This window comes from Bowmanella yangjiangensis (assembly GCF_017255015.1).
Lineage (GTDB): Bacteria > Pseudomonadota > Gammaproteobacteria > Enterobacterales > Alteromonadaceae > Bowmanella > Bowmanella yangjiangensis.
This window is the reverse complement of record NZ_JAFKCS010000017.1, coordinates 84,794-102,509: the sequence shown is the minus strand read 5'-3', so window position 1 is coordinate 102,509 and position 17,716 is coordinate 84,794. Positions and strand designations below refer to the sequence as shown.

The following is a 17,716-nucleotide window of genomic DNA, read 5'->3' as shown; positions in this document are numbered from 1 at the left end:
CATCGACCGTGCCGAAGACCGTGAGCGTTTTCTGCAAATGGTGCATAAGCTGAATCTGAAACAGCCAGCCAACGCAACGGTCAGCAATGTTGAGCAAGCGTTGGAACAGGCAGAGCGTATCGGCTTCCCGCTGGTGGTTCGTCCTTCCTACGTGTTGGGCGGCCGTGCCATGGAAATCGTTTACGACATTAAAGATCTGAAGCGCTATCTGAATGAAGCGGTAAAAGTGTCTAACGACTCTCCGGTATTGTTGGACCGCTTCCTGGATGACGCCATCGAAGTGGATATTGACGCCATTTGCGACGGCGAGAATGTGGTGATTGGCGGTATCATGGAGCACATCGAACAAGCCGGTGTTCACTCAGGTGACTCAGCCTGTTCATTGCCTCCTTACAGCCTGGACAAAGCCATTCAGGATAAGATGCGCGATCAGGTAAAAGCCATGGCGCTGGAATTGGGTGTAGTGGGTCTGATGAACACCCAGTTTGCGGTTAAAGGCGGCGAAGTGTACTTGATTGAGGTTAACCCTCGTGCTGCCCGTACCGTGCCCTTCGTTTCTAAGGCGACGGGTGTGGCCCTGGCCAAGGTGGCAGCGCGGGCTATGGTGGGACAGACCCTGGTACAGCAAGGTGTTACTAAGGAAATTATTCCGCCTTACTACTCAGTAAAAGAAGTGGTGATTCCTTTTGCCAAGTTCCATGGTGTTGACCCGTTGCTAGGCCCTGAAATGCGCTCTACCGGTGAGGTAATGGGCGTGGGTGACAGCTTCGAAGAGGCCTATGCCAAGGCAAACCTGGGTGCCAGCGCACCATTGCCTAAGCGTGGTAAGGCGTTGTTGTCTGTGCGTGAAAACGACAAGCGTCGTCTGGTTGAATTGGCGAAGGCCATGCTGGCCAAAGGCTTTAAGCTGGAAGCCACCAGAGGGACTGCGCAGGTGATTACCGAGGCCGGTCTTGAGTGTGCAGTGGTCAACAAACTGTCTGAAGGGCGTCCTAATATTGTCGACGCCATCAAAAACGGTGAGTACTGCTACATCATCAATACTACCGAAGGGCGTCAGGCAATTAACGATTCCGTGTACATTCGTCGCGAAGCACTCTTGAATAAAGTGGCGTATACCACCACTATGAATGCAGCGTTTGCTACCATGCATGCCCAGGAAGCCGATGACCGGGCCCGGGTAAGCTCCGTACAGGAATTACACGAGAGAGTAAGTCGTTAATGCAACAGATACCCATGACAGCTAAGGGCGCACAAATGCTGCGCGAAGAGCTGAACCATCTGAAGTCGGTTAAGCGTCCTCAGATTATCCAGGCCATAGCCGAAGCCCGTGAACACGGCGATCTTAAAGAGAACGCCGAGTACCATGCTGCTCGAGAGCAGCAGGGCTTTTGCGAAGGACGTATTCAGGATATTGAAGCCAAACTGTCGGTGGCACAGATTATTGATGTCACCAAGATGGCTAATAACGGCAAGGTGATTTTCGGTGCAACCGTTGCTTTGCTGAATCTGGATACCGAAAGCGAAATTACCTATCGCATCGTGGGCGATGATGAAGCGGATATCAAAAACAACCTGATCTCCGTTAATTCACCTATCGCCCGTGGTTTGATTGGTAAAAGTCTGGATGACGTTGTACAGATTCAGACGCCTGCCGGTGTTGTGGAATATGAAATTATTGAGGTTGAGTACCTGTAATTCAGGGAAAAACTGAATAGAAAAAAGGGCCGTGTGGCCCTTTTTTATTGCTTGCTTGTCAGGGCCGTTTACCTACCGGGATCATGATGTGGGCATAGGGAGTTCCTTTCCACATTACGTATGGTCCTCAGTAGTAAGGAGCGGTAGGCAAAGCGTCCAGTAGCGCCTTGTCTGGTGTGATGAGCATCAGGTGCGGTCCTTCCACTATCCATTGGTTTTCCTTGCTTTCACCTTCAGCGAAAGGGTCGGTATTGTTGGCACCACCGTCTCCTGGCAACATATAGGAAATACCAATACCTTTAGCCTCAAAGTGCATCAGCAAGACGTACAGCCTCAAACTCAGTATCATGGCAGCCTGACAATCAGGGAGACAGACGGTGCAAGCAAGTTTCTGGCAGCAAAAATGGCAAAATAGCGAATTGGGCTTTCATTTACCCGAGCCTCATCCCAAGTTGGTCAGGCATATTGGTCGTTTAGGGTTAAAACCCGGTGACCGGGTTTTTCTGCCACTGTGCGGCAAAAGTCTGGATATTGCCTGGTTGCTTCAACAAGGTTTCAAGGTGGTCGGTGCTGAGTGGGTACAACAGGCGGTAGAGCAACTTTTTGCTGAGCTTGGGGTTGAACCGACCATTACCCAAATTGGCCAGCTTAGCCGATACAGCGCCCATCAACTGGATATACTGGTCGGCGATATTTTTGCTGTGGATGCTGATACATTGGGGCTGGTTGATGCTGTATACGATAGAGCCGCTTTGGTCGCGTTGCCGGCTGACAAGCGTATTCTGTATAGCCGCCATCTGGCTGCCATCAGCGGATTTTCTCCCCAGCTTTTAATTAGCTTTGAGTATGACCAGAGCTTACTCAGTGGCCCCCCATTTTCTGTGTCGCCAGAGGAAGTAAAAGCCCATTATCAGGATATGTTTACCCTTGAACTCTTGGAGTCAAAGGCCATTAAAGGTGGCCTGAAGGGCAAATGCCCGGCGGATGAGCAGGCCTGGTTGTTATCGGCCAAATCATAATGAAAGCGGGGAATATGGTGCTTGCAACCGATAGGTTGACTATCAGAGTGTTGTACCCTCATGAATGGGCGCTGCAGCACGAATACGAGGTGCAGAACAAAGAGCACCTCGCCCCTTGGGAGCCATTACGTGCGCCAGACTACTTTACTCCCGCACAATGCAAAGCGCGGATTGCGCAGCGTTTTACTGATTATCAGGCTGGCTGTCAGCTGCCGCTGGTGGCATTTGAGCATCAGAGTGGGCAATTAGTCGCGCAGGCTTGCTTTAGCCAGATTGTGCGTGGCCCTTTTCAGGCCTGCTATTTGGGCTACTCGATAGATCATCGTTTTCAAGGGCAGGGACTGATGTTTGAAATGCTCTCACCTTGTATTGAGTATATTTTCGCGCAGTTAACGTTGAATCGAATTATGGCTAACTATTTGCCCGAAAATAAACCTAGTGCGCGTTTGTTGGCGCGCTTGGGGTTTGTGCAGGAAGGCCTGGCCAAGCGCTATTTAAAGATTAATGGCCGATGGCGGGACCATGTCCTGACGGCCAAATTAAGCCCTTATCAGCAATAGAAAACGGCCCAATTGGGCCGTTTTCTATTCATGCATAGGGGTTAAAGCTTGAACTCAACCACTTTACGGCCGAGTTTTTCCAGCTCAGGTTTAAGTGTTTTGGCGTCACCTACCACCACTGTCAGCATTTCATTCAGTTTAAGATGCTTGGCTGCCAGGGCATTGATTTCCGCTTTACTGATGTTATCAACAATGGCCGAACGCTCTTTGACAAAGCTTGGCTTTAGGTCAAATTCCAGAATTTGCGCCAGGAAACCCAGTTTGGCGCGCGGCGTTTCATACTTAAGGGCATCTTTTTGGTTGATGGCCAGACGCATAAAGCTTAGTTCTTCGTCACTGATCCCCTTTTCGGCGTACTGGCTAATCTCTTTGTAGAACTCAGCCAGAGCGGCTTGTGTGGCATCAGCACGCACATCGGCAGAGGCCGAGAAAGTTCCCATGTATTGGTCTCCCCAGAAACCTGTCCAGGCCCCATAGGTATAGCCTTTGTCTTCACGCAGGTTCATATTGATGCGGCTGTTAAATGCCCCTCCCAGTGGGAAGTTCATCAGGCCAGCGCGGTAGTATTCGCCGGTAATATCTATGGGTAGCGCAGGTTTAGCGACGCGGATTGCAGATTGTGCCGCTTCGTCTTTATTTACCAGGTAAATAACACCCGGCTCAAACTGCGCCTTACCAATGCTGGGCGCGGTCTTTGGGGCTTGTCCTTGCCAGGCTCTCAGCTTAGGCATGGCCGAGAATACTTCAGCCTTGTCCAGGCTGGACACCAGGATCATCTCGCCACCCGCAGGTTTAAACCAGGTGTTGTAGAAGGCTTTCACGTCATCCAGACTGATACTGGCCAACGTTTGCTCTGTACCGCCGTCAGGCAGTCCGGCAATGCTGTTACCGTACATAAGTTGTCTGGTGGCTTTGCTGGCCAGATAACCTGCATCTTTTTGGGCATTTTTAACCCCTTCGATGCGTTGCTTCTGAATGCGAGCAAAGTCATCTTGATTGAAAGCAGGTGCAAACAGGTATTCTTCCAGTAAGGTGAGCGTCGCTGGCAGGTTCTCACTCAGGCTGTTAACAAATACGTTGAGATTTTCGTCTCCGGCCGACACCCGAATACTACTACCCAGCTTTTCCAGCTCACGGGTCATCTGCTCACTGCTGCGAGACTGAGTCGACTCGGTTAGCATGGCGGCCAGAATACTCGCTACTCCGGCTTTATCCAGGTTTTGTTGGTAGTTGCCGCCGCGAATCTTCAGCAACAGAGATGTGGTTGGCGTTTCGTCATTGTGGGTGCCAAGTACTTCAATGCCATTTTCCCAGTTTTCCTGCCAGTACTGTGGCACGGCCACTGCAGGATTTGCGCCCGGAGCAGGGCGAATGGAACGGTCAAAGTCGTCTTTGGCTACCCTGACGTGCAAGTCATCCGCGGTGGTGGTGGACGGGCCCATTTCTAGTGGTTTCGGCAGGGTGAAGTTATCTGCTGCGGCCACAAGTTGTGTCTGGCCTTTGGGTACCACACTCATCACCACAGAAGGCTTGCCTTTGATGTAGGTGTTATAGACTCGCATCACGTCTTCTTTGTTGACGCGTTTATAGCGATCCACCTGCTCGTTAATGTAATTGGGGTTGCCCAGCAAGGTCTCATAGTTGGCCAATTGTGCCACTTTGCCATGGACAGATTGCAGGCCAAATATCGCGTCAGACAGCATTTCTGCTTTGATTTTTGCCAAGTCATCGTCGGTTACGCCGCGCTGCTCAAACTCGGCCAGACTATTACGGATAATGCTCTCCATATCAGCCAGGGTTTTACCTGACGCTGGGTGAGGCAAGGCGAAAAGCGTAAATTGACAAGCTAATTCAGAACAGCCGTGGCCGGCAGAGGCCTGTACTGCCAGTTGATTCTTCACCAGGTTCTGGTAAAGCAGCGAATTGTTGCCAGAACCGATGATCTGCATCAGTACATCCAAAGGGGCTTCATCTGCGTGGAACAAATGTACTGTGGGGTAGGCAATATACACTAAGGGCAGGTGCACATTGTCTTCCATGGAAATATAACGGGTATTATCCAGACTGACTTTAGGCTTAGCCATAGGTTCTACTTCAGGGCCTGCCGGAATAGAGCCAAAGTACTTCTCAACCAGGGCCAGTACCTCTTCGGCTTTAACGTCACCACCTACGGTCAGAGTGGCATTGTTTGGCCCATACCAGCGCAGGAAGAAGGCTTTGAGGTCGTTAACATTGACCCGGTTTAAATCATCCATCCAGCCAATCACCGGCCAGGAATAGGGATGCCCTTCGGGATAAAGGGCCTGGGCAACTCGCTCTCCTAAGCGTCCATAGGGTTGATTGTCGATACGTTGACCCCGTTCGTTTTTGACGGTTTCACGCTGAACCTCAAATTTTTCCTGGGTTACCGCATCCAGCAAGAAACCCATGCGATCCGCTTCCAACCACAGCATGGTTTCCAATTGGTTAACCGGCACGGTTTCAAAGTAATTGGTACGATCTGAATTGGTGGTGCCGTTCATGGTGCCACCGGCCTCGGTAACAATCTTAAAATGCTCATCATCGGCGACGTTTTCAGAGCCTTGGAACATCATATGTTCGAAGAAATGCGCAAAGCCTGATTTACCCAACTCTTCGCGGGCGGAACCAACATGATAAGTAACATCAACATGTACCAGAGGATCGGAGTTATCCTCATGGACAATCAAGGTCAAGCCATTCGCTAATCGGTATTTTTTATAGGGAATAACCAACTCTGTTCCCTGGTTGGCAACACTTTCAACTAATGTTGTTGTGTTGGAAGGCGCCTTTTGGATGCTGCTGCAGGCGCTTAGGCCGGCGATGGCCATAGCAATGACTAGTTTATTTACTTTCACTTTTATTGTTTCCCGTTTTTTATCGTCCATGGCGCATGTTGCGCGAGTTAGGAGCTTTTAGTGCAAACCCCAAACTATGAAAATACTTGCTTCCTTTTGCAATCACAAACTTGTTAGAAAGCATTACAACTGTTTGTTAACTAATCAAAAGTTTGTAAGCTTAGGAACTGCTTAGTGTTTCAAATGGCGGCTCGCTTTGTCGCTTCTGTCTGCAGTTTCTCAAGTTGGTCATGTACCCAGTTCAGGCTGGGGCGCGGGATTTCCGTAGTTTGATTGGCAAGATCTGAGGCTTGCTGCAAGTAATGCAAGGATTGGGCGCCCAATTCGGCCTGTAAACTAATTTTGGCCAGCTCTACCAAGGGCTCATACTGCGCAGGGTGATCCTCTCGAATTGAGCGCCAGGCCAAGATAATTTTCTCTAAGTTTGATTGAGCTTGTTGTACATCGCCTTGTTGCAATTGAATTGTGGCTGCAAGCAGGGCTGTTTCCAGAGTTTTCGAGTGGGCATATCCCCACATTTCAGTCTCTTTGGCGAGAACCATATTGGCAAGCGTACTTGCTTGTTGGAGTCGGTCAGTTTGCTGGTAAAGGCTAGCCAATGAACCTTGCGCTTGATACAGCAGGCCATTTACCTCGCCCACCAGCGGCGGTAAACCGGCAATTACCTCGTCTAACAACGCTTCGGCCGCTTGGTATTCACCTTGCTTAAGCTTAACCCTGGCCAATCGATACTTAGCTTCGTAGGCGTCCTGATGGGCGTTGCCGTAAATTTTTATGCTGCTTTGCAAATATTGATTGGCATAGTCGACCGCCTTTTCATGGTTACCGAGCATTTCTTGCAAGGTTGCCAGGCGACCTAAGTTATACACAGTAAGGCTGTGCTGCTCACCCAATACTTCAGCAGAGCGGGTTAAGCCTTGCAGGAAATAGTCGGCAGCCTGAGCATAGTTCCATAATGCGAAGTGATCGGCGCCCAAACTGGTGATAGCCAATATAGTGACAATGTTATCTTCACCTAAGGCTTTTCGGGCAGCTTGAAGAACCTGCATATGTATATCAACCGCATCTTGGGAACGACCGGTATCGTTGTAAAATCCTCCCAGGTTGGTCATTTGTCCGAGTGTGAATTCGCTGTCCGGCCCGCGCACGATTTTACTCAGCTCCACTGCCTCTTCGAGCAATGGTAAGCGCTCGGTATGCCGGTCAGCACGGCTATAAGTATTGCTCAGTGACAACAGCACATTCAGCAGGCCCCTGCTGTCACTGTTATTGTTGGCGCGATGAATAGCCAGGGCCTTTTCCAAATGCGCTATAGCGGGTAGCAGTACGCCAATACGATAGTAAATGTCGCCGACTTCCCGTCTGACTGCGGCTTCTATCAAGGGCTGCTTCGCCAGGGCACTGTTTTCATCATCCAGTTTGGCGCTGGCGCTATCCAGTACTTCGCGCAAACTGATTTCCCGGCCTTGTGCCTCTGTGGGGCGAAGTTTGTTAAACATAGAGGTCAGAAAACGGCTGACCGCTTCTGACTTTCCGCGCTCAGTTTCGGCTTTATCGCGCTGCTGCTGAGCTATATCCCGTTCGGCTTTGACTTGCACTGACTGCAACCAGATTGCCGTTGATGCGGCGCTAACCATAATCAGCAAAGTCAGGCTAAGTGCGCTGGCCAGCATATTACGCCGCAAGAATTTTCCGCTTCGATACATCAGCGAGCTGGCACGGGCCTTAACAGGTTTGTGATTCAGAACATTGTCGAGATCCTTTCCCAGCTCCCAGACAGAGGCGTAGCGCATCTCCGGCTCTTTGTTTAAGGCTTTAAGCAATATGTTGTCCAAGTCGCCTGCCAACTGGCGGCTCAACAACCTGTTGGGTTCTGCTTTGTTATCGGATACCTCCAGAACCGCTTGGCTGGGTGGGCGAGGGACAGTTTCCAGGATGGACTTTTCTAAGGCAAAGGGCGTGCTTTTAGCCTCAAATAACGGCATGTCGGTAAGCAGTTCATAAAACAGGGCGCCCAGCGCATACACATCGGTTGCCACGGTAATACTATGCCCCTGAATCTGTTCTGGGCTGGCATACAAGGGGGTCATGGCGCGTTCTTGAGTGCGGGTATCCATGCCCCACTGATCATTGAGTGTGTTGTCGAGTAATTTGGCAATGCCGAAATCCAGTAACTTAGGTTCTCCATCGGCCTGAACTAAAATGTTGGATGGCTTAAAGTCGCGGTGCACAATCAATTTTTGGTGGGCGTATTGGACGGCCTGACAAACTTTAATAAACAATCTTAATTTACCAGGCAGATCCAGTCCGCGTTTCTGACAGTGCTGTTTAATGTCCAGACCATCAACATATTCCATCACTAAGTAGGGAAGCCCCTGTTCGGTGGTGCCGCCGTCCAATAGCCGGGCGATGTTTGGATGCTGTAACTGAGCCAGGATTTGCCGTTCAGTTTTGAACCGCTGCTGCATCGCCTGACTGGTTTGCTGGCTGGTGCGAATAAGTTTAATCGCCACTTGTTGCTGGTATTGATGGTCGGCTCGCTCAGCCAGATAAACCGCACCCATACCGCCTTCTGCCAAAGGTTTTAAAAGTCGGTAGGGGCCAAGCAACTGACCACTGAGATCTTGATCTGGGTTCAAAAATGCCTGAGCAGCTTGTAATACCGGTGTTATCAAAGTGTCTGCATGTCCGTCGTGAGCCAGCAGTGAGTATACTTTGTCAACCAACGCCGAATCATTGCCGCATTGTTCCTGCAAAAAAGCGAGCTGCTGTGCTTGTGGAAGTTCTTGTGCCAAATGAAATAGCGCTTCTATGCGTTGCCAATCGTTGTCCTTCATTTGCTGCCCTGATGTTGTTTGCCGATGTGTGAGTAAAAACTGTACAACAAGGCCTTAATAGTAGCCTATCTACTTGGTATTTCAGCGATTATTTGAATATGACTAAGATTCGGGGGAATCCATAGTGAGAGGATTGTGGAGACACCACAGAGCACAAAAAGAACAGGCCCCGTGGGGGCCTGCTAGCTTACATATTCGGGTAATTGGGTCCACCCGTGCCTTCCGGCACCACCCAGCGAATGTTCTGAGTTGGGTCTTTAATGTCACAGGTTTTACAGTGCACACAGTTTTGCGCATTTATCTGCAGCTTGGGCCCGTCACTTTCTTCAACTATTTCATAAACCCCGGCGGGGCAGTAGCGCTGCGCTGGCTCATCAAAACGCGCCAGATTAACGCTAATGGGGATTGTGTTATCTTTGAGCTGTAAATGGCAAGGCTGGTCTTCTTCATGATTGGTGTTAGACAAAAACACCGAGGACAGCTTATCAAAACTCAAAACACCATCCGGTTTAGGGTAGGTCAGTTTCTGACACTGACCCTTGTCTTTCAACTGTTCGTGATCCACGCTGTCGTCTCGCAGAGTAACCGGCAGCTTTCCGGCGAACCAATTTTGCTCAAGTGTGTTAAAGGCACCGCCCCAAAATGTGCCGAACTTGTGCATAGCTGGGCCGAAATTACGCGAACGGTAGAGTTCATCATATAACCAGGAGGCACTGAGTTTCTCAGCATAGGTCTGTAGATCTTGGCCTTTACTGCCAGATTTTATCGCGTCAAATAAGGTTTCGGCGGCGAGCATGCCGGACTTCATGGCCGTGTGATTGCCCTTGATCTTGGCAAAGTTCAGGGTGCCGGCTTCACAACCCACCAGCAACCCGCCAGGGAAGGTCATCTTTGGTAAGGAGTTTAAACCGCCCTTGGCAATGGCGCGTGCCCCATAGGCCACACGTTTTCCACCTTGCAGATATTGCTTATATACCGGGTGGTGCTTGAGGCGCTGGAATTCATCAAAAGGACTGAGATGAGGGTTGCTGTAATTTAAATCCACAATCAATCCCACCAGAACCTGACCGTTCTCGGCATGGTACAAATAGCCGCCACCACTGGCTTCATTTAATGGCCAGCCGCCACTGTGCACCACCAGACCTTCCTGATGTTTATCAGCAGGCACATCCCAGATTTCTTTAAAGCCAATGGCGTAATGTTGTGGGGATTTGTCTTTGTCTAATGCGAATTTGGCAATCAGTTCTTTGCCCAAATGGCCGCGGCAGCCCTCAGCAAATACAGTGTACTTAGCGCGTAATTCCATACCCGGCATAAAGCCGTCCTTCGCTTCACCTTTGGCATCCAGGCCCATATCGCCGGTTATCACCCCTTTGACTACATCGTCTTCGATAATCAAACTGGCGGCGGCAAAACCGGGGAAAATCTCTACACCCAGTTCCTCTGCTTGCTGCGCCAGCCAGCGGCAGACATTGCCCATGCTGACAATATAGTTGCCCTCATTGTGCATGGTCTTTGGGGTCATAAAGCCGGGAAGTTTGCTGCCATCTGCTTCGTTCTTGAGTAGATAGATATGATCTTCTTTAACTTGGGTAGTCAGCGGCGCACCTTTTTCCCGCCAGTCAGGGAAAAGCTCGTTGAGGGCGCGTGGTTCGAATACTGCACCGGAGAGTATATGAGCGCCTACTTCTGAGCCTTTCTCCACCACACAGATCATCAGCTCTTGATTATGTTCGCGGCTAAGCTGAGCAAGACGGCAGGCGGTGGAAAGACCCGCTGGTCCGGCCCCGACAATAACGACGTCAAATTCCATCGATTCTCTTTCCACTACAGACTCCTCAAAATGTCTTGTTACTGGTCTATTCTTGCTCTGTGCCTCTAGCTAAAGGCGTAGGCTATAGCTGTTCTAGGTTAATAAAGTATCAGCCCAGGATTAATTTGTTGTAAATTTATCTGCCCGCGGCAAAGGGTAGTGTTGGTTGACGTTTACGTCAACAGGAAGTACATTTTTGCCATAAACGGAATGCTCCCACCCCGAGGGGCAACACAGGAATTGCCCTGTATCCTCAAATGAAGGTGTCAAGATGAAGATATTAGTGCCAGTTAAACGCGCCATTGACTATAACGTCAAGGTGCGGGTGAAGTCGGATCAATCCGGTGTGGACCTTGCCAATACCAAAATGGCCATTAACCCATTCTGTGAAATTGCTGTGGAAGAGGCTGTGCGCCTGAGAGAACAGGGAATTGCCAGCGAGATTGTGGTGGTCTCAATTGGTGATAAAGCCTGCCAGGAACAAATTCGTACGGCCTTGGCGTTAGGCGCTGATCGTGGCCTGCATATTGAAACCGAACAGTCGCTGGAATCATTGCAAATCGCCAAACTGCTGCAAAAAGTAGTGGAAGCCGAGCAACCGCAATTGGTGATTCTGGGTAAACAGAGCATTGATTCAGATAATAACCAAACCGGCCAAATGCTGGCAGCCTTATGCGGTTTGCCGCAAGGTACCTTTGCTTCAAAAGTGGAAATTAGCGGTGACAAGGTCAAGGTTACCCGCGAGGTGGACGGCGGCTTACAAACCGTATCACTGACCTTGCCAGCGGTGGTAACCACTGACCTGCGTTTGAACGAGCCCCGTTATGCCTCACTGCCAAATATTATGAAAGCCAAGCGTAAACCGCTGGATGTCAAAGCTGCAGCGGATTTTGGGGTGGAACTGACATCCAAGGTTAAGCTGCTCAAAGTGGAAGCGCCTGCTCAGCGTCAAGGCGGTGTGAAGGTGGCTGATGTGGCTGAGCTGGTGGCAAAACTGAAAAATGAAGCGAAGGTGATCTAATGGCGATTCTGGTATACGTAGAACATGACAACGCGCACCTGAAGGCGGAAAACCTTAAGCTGGTGGATGCGGCTACAAAAATGGGCAGCGAGCTGCACTTATTGGTCGCCGGTTACCAGTGTCAGGACGTGGCTCAGCAAGCGGCAACACTGGCTGGCGTGAGCAAAGTGTTGGTGGCCGATGATGCGGCTTATGAGCACCAGCTCGCTGAAAATATTGGTGAACTGGTTACTGAGCTGGGGCGTGATTACAGCCATATCCTGGCCGCAGCCACCACCACGGGTAAAAACTTTATGCCCCGGGTGGCGGCGCTACTGGATGTTGCGCAAATCTCCGACATTATCAAAGTGGAGAGTGCCGATACCTTTGTGCGCCCCATTTATGCTGGTAACGCTATCGCTACTGTGCAAAGTGAAGATGCAATTAAAGTCATCACGGTACGTACCAGTGCGTTTGATGCCGTTGAACAAAGCGGCAGCGCTGTGGTAGAGGCCATTAGCCTTAGCAAGGAAAATAGCTTAAGTGCCTTTGTGGGGGCTGAACTGACCAAGTCTGAGCGTCCGGAGCTCACCGCGGCGCGCGTGGTGATTTCCGGTGGACGTGGTATGCAAAATGGCGACAACTTTAAGTTGTTGGAAGGCATTGCTGATAAGCTCGGCGCGGCCATTGGCGCGTCTCGTGCGGCGGTAGATGCAGGCTTTGTACCTAACGATATGCAGGTGGGACAAACCGGTAAGATTGTCGCCCCAGAGCTGTATATTGCGGTTGGTATCTCCGGTGCAATTCAGCATTTGGCGGGTATGAAGGACTCCAAATTCATTGTGGCTATCAACAAAGATGAAGAAGCGCCAATCTTCCAAATTGCCGACTATGGTCTGGTGGGCGATCTGTTCCAGATCCTGCCCGAACTGGAAGCCAGTTTGTAATTGCAGATAGCGTGAAAAAAAGGCCGTTCAGCTTTGCTGAGCGGCCTTTTTACTTTAGTCATCAAAGTAACCGGCAGCGACTCGAACTTGCTGCTTTATTCGTCAAGTGGTATTAGCTCAATACGGAAGGAATAAATATTTTCAATATGCTTGGTGTTGTAAATATATTATTCGAATATTTCTTGAACTCCTTTTCTGTCAACAACATAATGGCTCGGCATCTGTACTAAAAAACATAAGAAATCATCACTTAGCTACATGACTAAATGTAGGCAACGTGCAACAAAGAATAAGGAGACAGGGGCATGGGAACCGTTAAAACCTTCAGGCTGTTGAGCTTGGCAATAGGCTTGTCGGCGATGAGTTGGCAGGGCCTTGGCGCCGAGCAGCCAGTGCCAAAGCTAGAGATCATTCAGCAACAGATTGATGCCGGTGAGTTCACAGCAAGCAAAGTGCTTATTGAGCAACTTTTGGCGTCAGCGCACTCGCTTTCCCCTGAGCAGCATAACGCCTTTGCCTTTGAATTGGAGCGTATGGGTCGCATTGAGCGCGACTTCCCTTATGATTTTGCTGCATTGCTCAAAAATGTGCGTCGCTATATTCCACAAGCGACCGAGCAGGACGTGCAAGCCTGGTTAGCTCAGAATGTTATCGAGTCCATGCTGATTGATGGGGAAATGCGCTACTTCAAAAGTTCCGGTTATAACCTGATGCATTTAAGCCCGGCAGCGCTGGCCAGGCACAAAGAAGTGAATCCACAAGCCAGTTACGACAAACCTGATCCGCTGTATCAAGTGCACCCCCACCACAGTGATGTATTGAGCGGCAAGGATAAACCTGTGCGCTTTGAGATTGAATACAAGTTAACCGTCAATGCCGATGCGATACCTGCGGGGGAACTGCTTAAGGCCTGGCTTCCTTATCCTAAACCTATCGAAGGACGTCAGTATAATATTGAGTTGGTGAGCAGTGCGCCTGATGTGGTTAGCCTTGCCCCGGCTGATACGGCGCAAAGAACTGCTTATTTTGAAGCGCCTGCCAAAGCAGGCGAGAAAACCGAGTTTTCGATCCGCTACCGTTATACAGCCAAAGCCTGGCATCAGCCTATTGAATTAGAAAAAGTGGTGCCACTGGCACAACCTGAAATGTATCGGGAATATCTGGCTGAGCGCTTACCCCATATTCAGTTCAGCGATGAACTGAGACAATTATCGGCACGTATCGTCGGCGATGAAACCAACCCTTACCGTATCGCGCAAAAATTGTTTGCCTGGGTTGATACCATTCCCTGGGCCACCGCCCGCGAGTACTCCACTATTCGTAATTTGTCAGAGTATGCCGCGACTACCGGTCACGCTGATTGTGGTCAGCAAACCATGTTGCTGATGACCTTGCTACGTATGAACGGTATTCCCAGTCGCTGGGAGTCAGGATGGGAATTTTCCGACAGCGACTTTGACACTATGCATGACTGGGGGCAGTTTTATCTGGCGCCTTATGGTTGGTTGCCCATGGATGTAACGCATGGCGTGTTGAACAGCGAACAGCCTGAACTGGCCTGGTTTTATCTGGGGGGAATTGACGCCTATCGCTTGATATTCAACAGCGATTATTCGCAGCCCTTCGTACCACAAAAGCAGCACTTTAGGTCTGAAACCCTGGACTCACAGCGCGGTGAAGTAGAGTGGCGGGGCGGCAATCTGTATTTTGACCAGTGGAGGTATTCCATGAACTGGCGTGTCATTGAGTAAGAGTAGGGGCATCATGCCCCTTTTTTGTATTAAAACTAACGGGTAAGCTCGCGCCGCATTCCCTGGCTAATAGACAACAAACGGGGCGGAACGAGCTGTCATGCTAATAACGCCGATTTATTGCCCCAACTTAAAAGTATGTACCTGCTGCTCTAAGGTTTGTGAAAGCTGTTGCAGCTCGTTGCTGATGGTCTTGTTGCCCTTGGCGTCCTCAAGGGATTGCTCAGCATTGTCGAGAATTCGCAAAATACTTTGGTTAATTTCTTCCGCCGCCAGATTCTGTTCATCTGTGGCATTCGCGATTTGCGTATTCAATTCGTTAATCTGCCGCATGTTCTCCGTCATATCTGCCAGTGATTCTGCAAGTTTTTGAATTTGCTTGGCTTTGATATCTGCCTCGTTGCAGGAGGCTTCCATAGTCTGCACTGTTGCCGCGGCGTCTTTTTGCAGTACTGCGATAGTGCGGTGGATCTCATCGGTGGAGTCATGAGTGCGATTGGCTAATGTGCGCACTTCATCGGCCACCACGGCAAATCCTCGTCCCTGTTCTCCGGCCCTGGCAGCTTCGATAGCGGCATTCAAGGCCAGCAGATTGGTTTGTTCAGCAATGGCACTGATGACCTCCAGCACTTTGCCAACCTGCATCGTTTGGTTCTGTAATCGGTTTACCTGCTCCGTGGCCTGGCGGACATGACCTGCCAGTTGGTTAATGCTTTGCTCTGCCTCGGCGGCAATATCCCGACTATGAAACGCGAGTTTGGCGCATTCGTCTGTGGTTGCATGGGCTTGGTGACTGATCTGTTTGACTTGGGCGGATGAACATTCCAGTTCATTGATGGCGGCCGCTACTGAGTCTGTGCTGATTTTCTGTTCAAGGATCATGCGCTCAGAGGTGTCTGCAGAGTTGATAATGCGCAGTGCAGATTGGTTCAGTACTGCACTGGACTGAGAAACTTTAGCCAGGTTTTGCTTAAAGACGTTCATCATTTTATTAAAGTTTTTAGCTAAACGTCCTAATTCGTCATCTGTGGGGTCGTTGACCGTCAGACTGAGATCCTGATTCTCGGTGGCCAGGCGCATAGTGCGGCCTAATTGGGTAATACGATGTATGAGTTTTTTCTTAAACCAGATACCAAGCCCGGCAAAGGTAAGTATAAAAATGCCGGCCAGCAGCAAGGCACTTTGGATGGCGTTGCGATGAATATTATTGTCCAGATTGGATAGCGAATAACTGATTTTTACCGCGCCCAGCACTTCTCCTTCACTGGCCTGATGGCAGCCCAGACAGTTGGTGCCTTTATAATCGCTGCTGGCAATCATAGGCTTATAGTAGGTCATGATGCGCTCGCCCTTGTTCTCGCCTATAAACAGAGACTGCTCACCTGCCAGGGCCTGACGATCCTCGGCCGTTTTTGCAGACTGCTCAGTATAACCCTCGCCGTACAATTCCTTGATCTTCTGTCCTCTGAGTATCAAGGCCTCGCGGATGTCCTCATGGGCGCGGAATTTTTCACTCAGGGTATCGCGGGTGTGCATAGTGCCGGTCAACATCAGGGTATTGATCGAATCAAAGTAGTTATCAGCCAGGAGTTTGACATTGGATTCCACCGTTGACTCAGCCAACGAACGCTGCTGCTCGTAAAGCATAAAGGTCACAGCTGTCAGCACCAACATGCAGGTAACGAACAGCAGAAGATAGATTTTGTGGTGAATGTGAGAAAAGCGCATGACGATACTTGCCGGTTGAGTCGGGGAGGGGATTAGATTACGTCGCAGGAAGGCTTGACTTGATCCAACCCAAGTTTCGCTATGTGTTGCTCAATAATTCGGCAGTTATCGGAGGCTTTAACTTAGCAAACAGTCCTAGAAGTCGACCTTGCCACGCAGATTTTTCTTGGCGCCGGCCTTTTTCTTGCTGTCTACACGGCGCTTTTGTGACGCCTTGGTCGGCTTAGTTGCCCGCCGGGCCTTTTGGGTTTTTCCCGCTGCTCGGATGATATCCAGAAGACGGTTAAGGGCATCTTCACGGTTTTGTTCCTGGGTTCTATAGTTCTGCGCTTTTATGATCAGAATGCCGTCATTACTGATACGGCTGTCGGCCAATGCCAATAACCGCTCTTTGTAGAAATCAGGCAGAGAGGATGCGCGAATATCGAAACGCAGATGGATGGCACTGGACACTTTATTGACGTTTTGGCCACCACTGCCCTGAGCGCGAATAGCGCTAAGCTCAACCTCGGTTGGATCCAATTGTACGTTACGGCTTATTTGTAGCATCTTAGGGTATCAAGAGTCAGCAGGCAGCAAGCGGACTTTGCTGCCTGTACGCTGCGAAGTGGTTAGGGAAGCACTTTCTTGTAGGGCTTTACAATGGTGCGCTGGTATACACCGGCCGCCATATAGGGATCGGCATCGGCCCAGGCCTGGGCCTGTTCCAGGCTGTCAAACTCAGCAATCACCACTGAGCCGGTAAAACCCGCTTCGCCGGGATCTTCGCAATCAATGGCCGGGCAGGGACCCGCAACCAGTAATTTACCCTGGTCTTTCAGGGCTTGCAGGCGGGCCAAGTGGTCAGGTCGGGCGGCTTTGCGCTGTTCCATACTACCGGCTTTATCTTCGGAGAAAAATACATACCACATGGCTTTTATCCCTGTTTATTTTCGTCGATTTGTTCATCTTGCTTTTGCTCTTCCGGCATATAGCGGTAGGCATACATAATGGTCAGAATGGTAAAAATCAGGGTGGCACCTGTCATGCCAAATACTTTGAAGCTAACCCAGGTATCCTGACTGAAGCCATAAGCCACGTAGATATTGGCTAATGCACTGAGCATAAAAAAGGCAGCCCAACTCAGATTGATACGCTTCCAAATGGCTTCGGGTAATTCCATGGCACTGCCCAGCAACTCTTTGAGGGCGGGGCGTTTCATGACCTGACTACCCAGCAAGATTGCCGCGAAAATCACATACACAATGGTGGGTTTCCACATAATAAAGTGCTCGTCATGCAGAGCGATGGTCAGGCCGCCGAACACCACGATCATGGCAAAAAACACCCACTGCTTTTTCGGAATTTCTTTAGTACGTATGTAGGTAACCAGCATTTGCACGGCAGTGGCCGCCATCAATGCGCCGGTTGCCCAGAAAATATCGGCAAATTTGTAAGCCAGGAAGAACACCAGCAGGGGCAGGAATTCCATCAAAAATTGCATAGTC

The 17,716-nt window shown here is 50.1% G+C and carries 15 protein-coding genes; 7 read left to right on the top strand and 8 right to left on the bottom strand.

Annotation, left to right across the window (positions count from 1 at the left end):
• Together J0A65_RS15985 and greA are read left to right on the top strand one after the other, a co-directional pair.
• On the top strand, positions 1 to 1,222 hold a 1,222-nt coding region (locus J0A65_RS15985), incomplete at its 5' end, for an ATP-binding protein (RefSeq protein WP_206595326.1).
• Positions 1,222 to 1,698 (top strand): transcription elongation factor GreA, encoded by a 477-nt coding sequence (gene greA / locus J0A65_RS15980; protein ID WP_206595325.1) that lies wholly within the window; start codon positions 1,222 to 1,224, stop codon positions 1,696 to 1,698. The genes J0A65_RS15985 and greA, both read left to right, overlap by 1 nt.
• Positions 1,699 to 1,825: 127 nt before the next feature.
• Here the strand turns inward: greA and J0A65_RS15975 are convergent, their stop codons facing one another.
• Positions 1,826 to 2,035 (bottom strand): hypothetical protein, encoded by a 210-nt coding sequence (locus J0A65_RS15975; protein ID WP_232849998.1) that lies wholly within the window; start codon positions 2,033 to 2,035, stop codon positions 1,826 to 1,828.
• A gap of 40 nt (positions 2,036 to 2,075) precedes the next feature.
• On the opposite strand from J0A65_RS15975, the gene tmpT reads away from it, so the two are divergent.
• Together tmpT and J0A65_RS15965 are read left to right on the top strand one after the other, a co-directional pair.
• Positions 2,076 to 2,717, top strand: coding sequence for a thiopurine S-methyltransferase (gene tmpT, locus J0A65_RS15970; protein WP_206595324.1), 642 nt, complete (start codon positions 2,076 to 2,078; stop codon positions 2,715 to 2,717).
• Between the two features lie 14 nt (positions 2,718 to 2,731).
• Positions 2,732 to 3,277 (top strand): GNAT family N-acetyltransferase, encoded by a 546-nt coding sequence (locus tag J0A65_RS15965; protein WP_206595323.1) that lies wholly within the window; start codon positions 2,732 to 2,734, stop codon positions 3,275 to 3,277.
• A gap of 41 nt (positions 3,278 to 3,318) precedes the next feature.
• On the opposite strand, the gene J0A65_RS15960 is transcribed toward J0A65_RS15965, so the two are convergent.
• The 3 genes from J0A65_RS15960 to J0A65_RS15950 form a co-directional block, all read right to left on the bottom strand.
• On the bottom strand, positions 3,319 to 6,153 hold the full coding sequence (locus J0A65_RS15960) for a M16 family metallopeptidase (RefSeq protein ID WP_206595322.1): 2,835 nt from the start codon (positions 6,151 to 6,153) through the stop codon (positions 3,319 to 3,321).
• 179 nt (positions 6,154 to 6,332) lie between these two features.
• Entirely contained in the window at positions 6,333 to 8,990 is a 2,658-nt protein-coding gene (locus J0A65_RS15955; RefSeq protein ID WP_206595321.1) for a serine/threonine-protein kinase, read from the bottom strand.
• 187 nt (positions 8,991 to 9,177) lie between these two features.
• Positions 9,178 to 10,818, bottom strand: coding sequence for an electron transfer flavoprotein-ubiquinone oxidoreductase (locus tag J0A65_RS15950; protein WP_332874352.1), 1,641 nt, complete (start codon positions 10,816 to 10,818; stop codon positions 9,178 to 9,180).
• A gap of 256 nt (positions 10,819 to 11,074) precedes the next feature.
• On the opposite strand from J0A65_RS15950, the gene J0A65_RS15945 reads away from it, so the two are divergent.
• The 3 genes from J0A65_RS15945 (at position 11,075) to J0A65_RS15935 (ending at position 14,501) form a co-directional block, all read left to right on the top strand.
• The gene (locus J0A65_RS15945; RefSeq protein ID WP_206595320.1) at positions 11,075 to 11,824 is read left to right on the top strand and encodes an electron transfer flavoprotein subunit beta/FixA family protein; all 750 of its coding nucleotides are present in this window, start codon (positions 11,075 to 11,077) and stop codon (positions 11,822 to 11,824) included.
• On the top strand, positions 11,824 to 12,750 hold the full coding sequence (locus tag J0A65_RS15940; protein WP_206595319.1) for an electron transfer flavoprotein subunit alpha/FixB family protein: 927 nt from the start codon (positions 11,824 to 11,826) through the stop codon (positions 12,748 to 12,750). Before J0A65_RS15945 ends, J0A65_RS15940 begins: the two co-directional genes overlap by 1 nt.
• A 305-nt stretch (positions 12,751 to 13,055) precedes the next feature.
• Entirely contained in the window at positions 13,056 to 14,501 is a 1,446-nt protein-coding gene (locus tag J0A65_RS15935; RefSeq protein WP_206595318.1) for a transglutaminase-like domain-containing protein, read from the top strand.
• A gap of 117 nt (positions 14,502 to 14,618) precedes the next feature.
• Here the strand turns inward: J0A65_RS15935 and J0A65_RS15930 are convergent, their stop codons facing one another.
• The 4 genes from J0A65_RS15930 to J0A65_RS15915 all read right to left on the bottom strand — a co-directional run bounded on the left by J0A65_RS15930 (position 14,619) and on the right by J0A65_RS15915 (position 17,712).
• Positions 14,619 to 16,229: a methyl-accepting chemotaxis protein gene (locus J0A65_RS15930; RefSeq protein ID WP_206595317.1), complete on the bottom strand. Its 1,611-nt coding sequence runs from the start codon at positions 16,227 to 16,229 to the stop codon at positions 14,619 to 14,621.
• Positions 16,230 to 16,364: 135 nt separating this feature from the next.
• Positions 16,365 to 16,778 (bottom strand): alternative ribosome rescue aminoacyl-tRNA hydrolase ArfB, encoded by a 414-nt coding sequence (gene arfB, locus J0A65_RS15925; RefSeq protein ID WP_206595316.1) that lies wholly within the window; start codon positions 16,776 to 16,778, stop codon positions 16,365 to 16,367.
• A gap of 62 nt (positions 16,779 to 16,840) precedes the next feature.
• Entirely contained in the window at positions 16,841 to 17,140 is a 300-nt protein-coding gene (locus J0A65_RS15920) for a YciI family protein (protein ID WP_206595315.1), read from the bottom strand.
• 5 nt (positions 17,141 to 17,145) lie between these two features.
• Complete coding sequence (locus J0A65_RS15915) at positions 17,146 to 17,712, bottom strand: septation protein A (RefSeq protein ID WP_206595314.1); 567 nt, start codon at positions 17,710 to 17,712, stop codon at positions 17,146 to 17,148.
• Between the last annotated feature and the right edge of the window lie 4 nt (positions 17,713 to 17,716).

Coding starts and splice junctions, on each gene's coding strand:
- J0A65_RS15915 (WP_206595314.1), bottom strand. CDS start 17,712: ATGCAATTTTTGATGGAATTCCTGCCCCTGCTGGTGTTCTTCCTGGCT.
- J0A65_RS15945 (WP_206595320.1), top strand. CDS start 11,075: ATGAAGATATTAGTGCCAGTTAAACGCGCCATTGACTATAACGTCAAG.
- J0A65_RS15965 (WP_206595323.1), top strand. CDS start 2,732: ATGGTGCTTGCAACCGATAGGTTGACTATCAGAGTGTTGTACCCTCAT.
- J0A65_RS15935 (WP_206595318.1), top strand. CDS start 13,056: ATGGGAACCGTTAAAACCTTCAGGCTGTTGAGCTTGGCAATAGGCTTG.
- J0A65_RS15955 (WP_206595321.1), bottom strand. CDS start 8,990: ATGAAGGACAACGATTGGCAACGCATAGAAGCGCTATTTCATTTGGCA.
- greA (WP_206595325.1), top strand. CDS start 1,222: ATGCAACAGATACCCATGACAGCTAAGGGCGCACAAATGCTGCGCGAA.
- J0A65_RS15940 (WP_206595319.1), top strand. CDS start 11,824: ATGGCGATTCTGGTATACGTAGAACATGACAACGCGCACCTGAAGGCG.
- arfB (WP_206595316.1), bottom strand. CDS start 16,778: ATGCTACAAATAAGCCGTAACGTACAATTGGATCCAACCGAGGTTGAG.
- J0A65_RS15920 (WP_206595315.1), bottom strand. CDS start 17,140: ATGTGGTATGTATTTTTCTCCGAAGATAAAGCCGGTAGTATGGAACAG.
- J0A65_RS15930 (WP_206595317.1), bottom strand. CDS start 16,229: ATGCGCTTTTCTCACATTCACCACAAAATCTATCTTCTGCTGTTCGTT.